Annotated in this window: 7 protein-coding genes; all 7 read right to left on the bottom strand. The window is 70.3% G+C overall.

What is annotated here, in order from left to right; all coding sequences use genetic code 11:
- Window positions 1-49 precede the first annotated feature (49 nt).
- Window positions 50-433 (bottom strand): FKBP-type peptidyl-prolyl cis-trans isomerase, encoded by a 384-nt coding sequence (locus tag ACIRST_RS07030; RefSeq protein ID WP_350523841.1) that lies wholly within the window; start codon window positions 431-433, stop codon window positions 50-52.
- Window positions 434-606: 173 nt separating this feature from the next.
- A complete protein-coding gene (locus tag ACIRST_RS07035) occupies window positions 607-1920 on the bottom strand; it encodes an FKBP-type peptidyl-prolyl cis-trans isomerase (protein WP_396548293.1) in 1314 nt (437 codons plus the stop codon).
- A 203-nt stretch (window positions 1921-2123) separates the two neighbouring features.
- A complete protein-coding gene (locus tag ACIRST_RS07040) occupies window positions 2124-3110 on the bottom strand; it encodes an FKBP-type peptidyl-prolyl cis-trans isomerase (RefSeq protein WP_402800616.1) in 987 nt (328 codons plus the stop codon).
- Window positions 3111-3246: 136 nt separating this feature from the next.
- Window positions 3247-4608, bottom strand: a complete 1362-nt coding sequence (pafA, locus tag ACIRST_RS07045) for a Pup--protein ligase (protein WP_350523844.1) — start codon at window positions 4606-4608, stop codon at window positions 3247-3249.
- Between the two features lie 120 nt (window positions 4609-4728).
- Window positions 4729-5484 carry a proteasome subunit alpha gene (gene prcA / locus ACIRST_RS07050; protein WP_350523845.1) on the bottom strand — a complete coding sequence of 252 codons (756 nt, stop codon included), beginning with the start codon at window positions 5482-5484 and terminating at the stop codon, window positions 4729-4731.
- 31 nt (window positions 5485-5515) lie between these two features.
- Entirely contained in the window at window positions 5516-6358 is an 843-nt protein-coding gene (prcB, locus tag ACIRST_RS07055) for a proteasome subunit beta (RefSeq protein ID WP_402800618.1), read from the bottom strand.
- Window positions 6359-6519: 161 nt separating this feature from the next.
- A partial coding sequence (locus tag ACIRST_RS07060; RefSeq protein WP_402800643.1) for a ubiquitin-like protein Pup occupies window positions 6520-6613 on the bottom strand: 94 nt, incomplete at its 5' end.

The following is a 6613-nucleotide window of genomic DNA, read 5'->3' on the forward strand; positions in this document are numbered from 1 at the left end:
GCCCGTGGGCCGGGCCCCCGGAGGGGTCCGGCCCACGGTGCGAGCAGGCTCAGACGGCCAGCAGGTCGACCACGAAGATCAGGGTCGAGCCCGCCGGGATGGCCGGGGTCGGCGACTGGTTGCCGTAGGCCAGGTGCGACGGGATGGTCAGCTCGCGGCGGCCGCCGACCTTCATGCCGACGACGCCCTGGTCCCAGCCCTTGATGACGCGGCCGCCGCCCAGCGGGAAACGGAACTCGTTCGGGCTCCGGTTCCAGCTGGCGTCGAACTCCTCGCCCGTCTCGAAGGTCACGCCGACGTAGCGGACGCTGACGTTCTGGCCCTTCTTGGCCTCCGCGCCGTCACCGACGACGATGTCGCGGATCTGCAGCTCCGTCGGGGCGTCGCCGATCGGGAAGTCGATCTCGGGCTTCTCGTTGAGGTTGACGCTCACAGTCCCTCTTCTCACATTTGGCGGTTCCGTACACGACCAAGCGGCGGGCGCCCGCACCCGGTCCGCCCCGACAGCGGGGACGGACCACGGTACGCGCGCCCGCCGCCCGTACGGGTCCGGCCACGCGGCCGGGCCCGAAGGTCACACAGACACTATTGTCACCCGAAAGTGGATCAGCCCTGACCGGCGTCCAGGATGTCCACCACGAAGACCAGCGTCGCGCCGGGCGGGATGTCGCCCTGGCCCTTGTCGCCGTAGCCCAGCGCCGCCGGGATCACCAGCTCGACCCGGCTGCCCACGGTCTGGCCCTCCAGGCCCTGGTCCCAGCCCTGGATGACCTGGCCGCCGCCGACCGGGAAGGTGAACGCCTGGCCCTTGCTGAGCGAGGAGTCGAACACCTTGCCGTCCTTGAACAGCGCGCCGGTGTACTGGACGACGACCTTCTCGCCCTTCTCCACCTTCGGCCCGTTGCCCTTGATCAGGACGTGGGACTTCAGCTCGGTCGGGTCCTTGGCGCCGGCCACCGGGGTGATCTCGGCCGGCTTCTTGCCGTTGTCCTTGACCTGCGGGAAGTCCGCCGGCGGCGGGGTGACCGTGCCGCTGACCACCGCGTCCGGCGCGTTGGCGTTGCGGACGTCGATCACGAAGATCAGGTCGTCCTTGGGCCCGATCGACATGTCGGCCTTGCCCTGGGAGCCGAACGCGGCGGCCGGCGGGGCCACCACCAGGATCCGGCTGCCGGCCTTCTTCCCGATCACGGCCTGGTCCAGCGCCGGGATCAGCGAGTCCGTGCCGGCCTGGAAGATCTGCGGCTTGCCGTTGGCGTCGTACGAGCTCGGGATGTCCTTGCCGGTGTTCCAGTCCTTGGCGGTGTAGTCCACCGAGGTCCAGGAGTTCTTGTCCACCTTGGCGCCGGAGCCCTCGGAGAGCACCTTGACCACGAAGGAGCCGTCCGACGCCTCGCCCGGCACCTGGATGTCGGCCTTCTTGCCGAAGTCGCCGGTGACGGTCGGCAGCACCTTGGCGCTGTCCTTGATCGGCGGCACCGGGTCGGCGGTCGGCTTGGGCGGCGCGGTCGCGGCGTCCGGCTTCGCGGCGCTCGCGTCCTTGCCGCCACCGTCCTTGTTGACCAGGTACAGCGTCACGGCGCTGCCCGCCAGCAGCACGGCCAGCACCGTGCCGAGGATCACACCGAGCCGGCCGACGCTCGGCGGGTTCTCGTCGTACCCGGCCTCGGAGGTGTCGGCCCGGCGGACGGTGGAGGCGAAGATCTGCGGCGTGTCGTCGGTCGTCGTCCCGCCCGGGGCACGCGGCGCCTCGCCGGGCTGCGCCCAGCCGGCCTGCTGCTTCAGGATCGACGGCGGGACGACGATCGACTCGCCGTCCCCCGGAAGCGGGCCGCCGGGACGGGAGGCGGCCGGGTCACCCGCAGAGCTGTCGTTCGCCGCGGTGCCGGCCCCGCCCGGGCTCGGCGTCTTCTCAGTCATGACTCCCCATCCATCTCGCCACAGGTCTTCCAGGTCTGCGCCCGGCGTGCTGAACGCCGGCCTGCCGTCGCACCGCCCGCCCCGGACCTCGGCGCCGGACGGCACCTGCCACAGCGCGAGGGCAGTATGACAGCTCAGGATGAGGGCGGACGCTTCGTTGTACGAGCGTCCGCCCAAGCGTACGGAATCCCCCGGGTGACTTCCTAGACCGCTTCCAGAATGTCGATCACGAAGACCAGCGTGGAGTTCGCGGGGACGGCGCCCTGCGCCTTGTCCTGGTAGCCGAGCGCGGGCGGCACCACGAGCATCACCCGGCTGCCGACGTTCTGCCCCACCAGGCCCTTGTCCCACCCCTCGATCACGCTGCCGGTGCCGATCTGCACCGCCTGCGCCCCGCCGTGCGACCACGAGGAGTCGAACTGCTGGCCGTTGCTCCACAGCACCCCGGTGTACTGCACCACCAGGGTCTGCCCGCTCTTGACCTGCTTGCCCTCGCCCTTGATCAGCACCGCCTGCTGCAGGTCGGTGGGTGCGGGCTGCCCGGCCGGGATCGTGATCGTCACCGGCGCCTTGCCGTTGTCCTTGACCTGCGGCAGCGTCGGGGGCGGCTGCGTCATGGTCCCGGTCAGCGTGGAGTCCGGCGCCAGGCTCTCCATGATGTCCAGCACGAACACCACGGTGTCGTTCTTCTCGACGCCCAGCTGGGTGGAGCCCTGCTCGCCGAAGGCCGCCGCCGGCGGGGCCACCACCAGCAGCCGGCTGCCCACCTTCTTGCCGATCACGCTCTGGTCCAGCGCCGGCACCAGCTGCCCGCTGCCCGCCTGGTAGAGCTGCGGCTTGCCGTTCGGGTCGTACGAGCTGGGCAGGTCCTTCCCCGTCGTCCAGTCCTTCGCGGTGTAGTTCACCGTCACCCAGTCGCCCTTGTTGACGGTCTGGCGCTCGCCCTCGGTGACCGTGTTCACCACGAACTGACCGCTGGGCTGGCCCTCGGGGATGGTGATGGTCGCCTTGCTGCCGAATCCGCCACCCGAAAGAGTGGGCATCGGCGGCGCCTCGCTGACCGGCGCCGGCACCGTCGGGGCAGCGCTCGCCGCGGACGGCGTCGCCGGTCCGGCCGCCTTGGTGGAACTGCTGCAGGCGACCACCAGCAGCAGCGGCAGGGTGAGAAGCAAACCGGCGGTGCGGCGCACGGTGGTCCTAACTGTCGGTCGAAGTCGGCTCTCCTGACTCGACGGACAGCGTATGCCCGGCACGCGTCCGGCCCCGGTAGACACCACCGGGGCCGGACGGTGCCGTGATCAGGGCACCTCGCTCACGAACCGTGGACTACATGCCCGCGATGAGCTTCTCCACCCGCTCGTCCACCGAACGGAACGGGTCCTTGCACAGCACCGTGCGCTGCGCCTGGTCGTTCAGCTTCAGGTGCACCCAGTCCACGGTGAAGTCCCGGCGCTGCTCCTGCGCCCGGCGGATGAAGTCCCCGCGCAGCCGGGCCCGGGTGGTCTGCGGCGGGATCGACTTGGCCTCGAAGGTCTTGAGGTCGGTGGTCACCCGCTGCGCCTGGCCCTTGCCCTGGAGCAGGTAGAACAGGCCCCGGCGGCGGTGGATGTCGTGGTACGCGAGGTCGATCTGCGCCACCCGCGGGTTGGACATGCTCATCTGGTGCTTCTCGCGGTAGCGCTCGATGAGCTTGTACTTCATGATCCAGTCGATCTCGGTGGCCACCCCGTCCAGCCGCTCGGAGCGGACGGCCTCCAGGGTGCGGCCCCACAGGTCGAGGACCCGCGCGATCGTGCCGGTGTTGATGCCCTTGCGGTCGGCGAACTCCAGAGCCTTGCTGTAGTACTCCTCCTGGATGTCGAGCGCGCTGGCCTCGCGGCCGTTGGCGAGCCGCACCTGGTGGGTGCCGGTGAGGTCGTGACTCACCTCGCGGATCGCCCGGATCGGGTTCTCCAGGGTGAGGTCGCGCATCACCACACCGGCCTCGATCAGCCGCAGCACCAGGTCGGTGGCGCCGACCTTGAGCAGCGTCGTCGTCTCCGACATGTTGGAGTCGCCGACGATCACGTGCAGCCGGCGGTAGCGCTCGGCGTCCGCGTGCGGCTCGTCCCGGGTGTTGATGATCGGCCGCGAGCGGGTGGTGGCGGAGCTGACGCCCTCCCAGATGTGCTCGGCCCGCTGGCTGACGCAGTACACCGCACCGCGCGGGGTCTGCAGCACCTTGCCCGCGCCGCAGATCAGCTGCCGGGTCACCAGGAAGGGGATCAGCACGTCGGCCAGCCGGGAGAACTCGCCGTGCCGGGCCACCAGGTAGTTCTCGTGGCAGCCGTAGGAGTTCCCGGCGGAGTCGGTGTTGTTCTTGAAGAGGTAGACGTCCCCCGCGATGCCCTCCTCGTGCAGCCGCCGCTCGGCGTCCACCAGGAGGCCTTCGAGGATGCGCTCGCCCGCCTTGTCGTGCGTCACCAGCTCGACCACGTCGTCGCACTCGGGCGTGGCGTACTCGGGGTGGGATCCGACGTCGAGGTAGAGCCGGGCGCCGTTGCGCAGGAAGACGTTGCTGCTGCGGCCCCAGGAGACGACCCGGCGGAACAGGTACCGCGCGACCTCGTCCGGCGACAGCCGTCGCTGCCCGCGGAACGTGCAGGTCACGCCGTACTCGTTCTCCAGCCCGAAAATCCGGCGGTCCATGAGCACTCCATTCTGGTCGGAGCTGTCCGAAACCGCCTCCACGACGACTGGGCCGCCGCAGGGGCACCGGAGTCCCGCACGTCGGCGGTCCGGCCGCCGTACGGGACTCCGCAGGCACTGCTACTCCGGCGCGGTGTCCGCCGGGTTGTCCTCGTCGTCCGCCTCGGCGGACTGGTCCCCGTCGAGCAGCCGGCCGAGCTGGTTGCCCAGGATCCGCTTGAACTTGCGCTGCTGGAACCGCTGGCGGTCGAGGACCGCGACCTCCAGCTGCTCCGGGGTGAGGCTGCGCGGGCTGCCGCCGTTGGGGTCGCGGGCGAGCGAGTCGACCGCGACCTTCACCGCCTCGGTGAGGCTCAGGCCGACGCGGTGGCGCTGGCCCAGGTAGTTGCCGATCGAGTCGGCGTTGCCGCCGACCACCACGTAGTTCTTCTCGTCGACGACCGAGCCGTCCGGCGTGAGCCGGTAGATCTGGTCGTTGTCGCTGGTGCGGCCGACCTCGGCCACGATCAGCTCGACCTCGTACGGCTTGTCCCCGACCGAGGAGAAGATGGTGCCCAGGGTCTGGGCGTACACGTTGGCCAGGCCGCGGGCGGTGACGTCGGCCCGGTCGTAGGAGTAGCCGCGCAGGTCGGCGTAGCGGACGCCGCCGATGCGCAGGTTCTCGAACTCGTTGTAGCGCCCGACCGCCGCGAAGGCGATCTTGTCGTAGATCTCGGAGACCTTGTGCAGCGCTCTGGAGGTGTTCTCCGCGACGAAGACGATGCCGTCGGCGTAGGTGAGCACGACCACGCTGCGGCCGCGCGCGATGCCCTTGCGGGCGTACTCCGCGCGGTCCGCCATGGCCTGCTGGGGCGAGACGTAGAACGGTGTCGACACCGGCGGTCGTCCCTTTCCTGTGAGGTGATGGCTAGATCAGCGGGGCCTGCGGACCGTTGGGGCGGGTCAGGCGCTCGTCGGTGATGGCGACGGCGACCTCCGTGACCTCCGCCTCGGTGAGCCGGCGGAAGCCGTCCTCGGTGATCAGCGAGACGATCGGGAAGATCTTGCGGGCGAGGTCCGGGCCGCCGGTGGCGGAGTCGTCGTCCGCCGCGTCGTAGAGCGCCTGGACGACCAGGGTCACGGCCTGGTCGGCCGTCAGGTCCTCGCGGTACAGCTTCTTCATCGAGCCGCGGGCGAAGACCGACCCCGAACCGGTGGCGGCGAAGCCGCGCTCCTCGGAACGCCCGCCGGTGACGTCGTAGTTGAAGATCCGGCCGCGGCCGCGGTCCAGGTCGTAGCCGGCGAAGATCGGCACGACCGCCAGCCCCTGCATCGCCATGCCCAGGTTGCCCCGGATCATGGTGGTGAGGCGGTTCGCCTTGCCCTCCAGGGAGAGCGTGGTGCCCTCGATCTTCTCGTAGTGCTCCAGCTCCAGCTGGAACAGCCGGACCATCTCGACCGCGAGGCCGGCGGTGCCGGCGATGCCGACCGCGCTGTACTCGTCGGCCGGGAACACCTTCTCGATGTCGCGCTGGGCGATCACGTTGCCCATCGTCGCCCGGCGGTCACCGGCGATCACCACACCGCCGTCGAAGACCGCGGCCACGATCGTCGTCCCGTGCGGGGCCTCGACGACGGCGCCCTCGGGGAGCCCGCGGCGACCGGGGATCAGCTCCGGCTGGTGCTCCGCCAGGAAGTCGAGGAACGAGGACGATCCCGGGGTCAGGAAGGCAGCCGGTAGACGCCCGGTGCCACGAAAGTTGGCTTCCACACGATTCCTTCCAGGTAGCTTGAAGCGCGCGCTGCCCGCACCCTACCCGCCCGACGATCACCGGCGGAGCGAGGAGGGGAGGTGCCGGGCGGCCGGGCGGCGAACGCCGCCCGACCGCCCTCGACGGTCGCGACCGTGAATTCCCGAATACCGGGGACGGACTATTGCCCGCCCTTTTGGACGAAGCCCCTCACGAAATCCTCCGCGTGCGACTCCAGGACCTCGTCGATTTCGTACAGCACCGCGGCGACGTCG

The organism is Kitasatospora sp. NPDC101447 (assembly GCF_044767225.1).
GTDB lineage: Bacteria > Actinomycetota > Actinomycetes > Streptomycetales > Streptomycetaceae > Kitasatospora.